At 36.1% G+C, this 1,847-nt stretch carries 1 protein-coding gene and 1 pseudogene; both read left to right on the plus strand.

Annotated elements, in window-relative coordinates; translation table 11 throughout:
* The first annotated feature begins 148 nt into the window (after positions 1 to 148).
* Positions 149 to 322, plus strand: coding sequence for a nucleotidyl transferase family protein (locus tag OC683_RS02375; protein WP_420887823.1), 174 nt, complete (start codon positions 149 to 151; stop codon positions 320 to 322).
* 573 nt (positions 323 to 895) lie between these two features.
* Positions 896 to 1,847 (plus strand): annotated as a pseudogene (locus OC683_RS02380) (reverse transcriptase domain-containing protein); the annotation flags it as partial.

Consider the following 1,847-nt stretch of genomic DNA (forward strand, 5'->3'; position numbering starts at 1 on the left):
GCAAGAGAGTAAATTAGGGAAAGCCGGATGCTTGGAAACTTGCTTGTCCGGTTTGGACGGGGGCTGATTGTAAATAAAACAGCAAATATAAATCGCTGCATAAAACGCAATTAATCTATCCGTATTTACTAAAGGTCATCACTATTTAGTGAAAACAGCATCTAATAATAGTGATTTCGTTTATATTATTATGGTTAAAGAAGATATATCTTTATTTTCTTATGAACAACGTAAAGAAATGGTAAAATTAGCTACAAAAGACATACCAAATGTTTTTGTTGTAGAAGGTAGTAATTATTTAGTGGGCGCCAAAGAGGCCTAAATTTCGTGCTATCTAACCAATAGCCAGGGTCGATAAACCCTGAAAGGAGATGGTCGGTCTAACAAACGAAAGAATGTCAGATTACAGCAGACCATAAAAGCGGGTTGCGACGAAAGCAAATTAGTCAAAATGACTCCGCTACCAAATAATTCTATGGAGAAGCCTGAGATGGCCTAAGAAGGAAAATTGATGTAATAATTAAACCTGCTTCGGAAGTTGCTTAAACGGGCAGTCCAGAGACTACTGCTATAAAACTAAAGTATCGAGTAGTTTATCAGATGAAGAAACCTGGAATCAGCCTCTCAAGAGAGGGTACTTCCCCTAAGGAATTAAGGTAGAAATTTAGAGTAACCTGGAGAATCCTAAAACGAAGTAATTAAATTTACTAATCCGGAAATAAAAGCCCGGATGGTTAAGGATAAAGCATCTTCTTAGTAGTCGTAAGGGTAAACCTAAATTTGGAATAATTTAGTTAATCGGCTTACCGAGAAGAGAGTTAACGACTCTTATAGGGCGAAAGAAGAAAGTAATTTATTATTTATTCAATGGTATCAAGGAAGGGGTTGATATATTATGTCAACAACTGTTTCATTCGAAACTAAACTTTCGCGAACATAGAATATCGTTCATCAAACGGTTTCTCTCTAAAAAGAGAACTACAACAAGGAATGAATAATTTCTATAACACGTTAACAGCATTCAACAGAATCACTGCTAATAAAGGGGCGGGAACACCCGGAATTGACAACGAAACCATTGATGGGATTAATCTAGAGAGACTAGAAAGATACCATTAGGAATACGTCAATAATGGTTATAACCCCCAAACCAGTTAAAAGAATTATCATTCCTAGTGATAATAAAGGAACCAGACCCTTAGGGCTACCTACTATCAAAGACCAACTAATACAAAAATGCCTCGAACAACTCTTAATTTCCTATTTTGAAAATATTTTTTCAGAATGGAGTTTTGGATTTAGAACCAAAAAATCTTGCCACGACGCCATCAAACGCGTTAAACAAAGATTTCAAGGAATTGATTACATTATTAAAATCGACTTAAAAGGCTACTTTGATACCATCAATCGTGAGATTCTCATAAGAACCTTAAATCGATTCATCAGAAAGAATAAAGTCCTCTCAACTATTAACAAATGGTTGAAAGCCGACTTCATGAAAGATGGGATCAAATACGAATCCTTATCAGGTTCTCCTCAAGGAGGAATTATTTCCCCTTTGTTGGCGAATGTATATTTACACTACATCGACCTGAAAATGGGGGAACTGATCAAAGAAGGGAAGCCGATTAGGCAGGACAACCCAGAATATAAGAGAGCATGGCTTAAAAACCAGCATCATCAACTAGGAGTTGATAGGTATATCAATTTAAACCCAAAAACAAGAGTTGAGTACATCCGTTACGCTGATGATTTTATCATTGGCATTAAAGGCGAATATGAGAAAGCCGAAGGGATTAAGAATCAAGTAACACAATGGTTAGAGCAAGATTTGAAACTTATCATTA

It is taken from the genome of Candidatus Phytoplasma crotalariae (assembly GCF_030586865.1).
Lineage (GTDB): Bacteria > Bacillota_I > Bacilli_A > Acholeplasmatales > Acholeplasmataceae > Phytoplasma > Phytoplasma citri.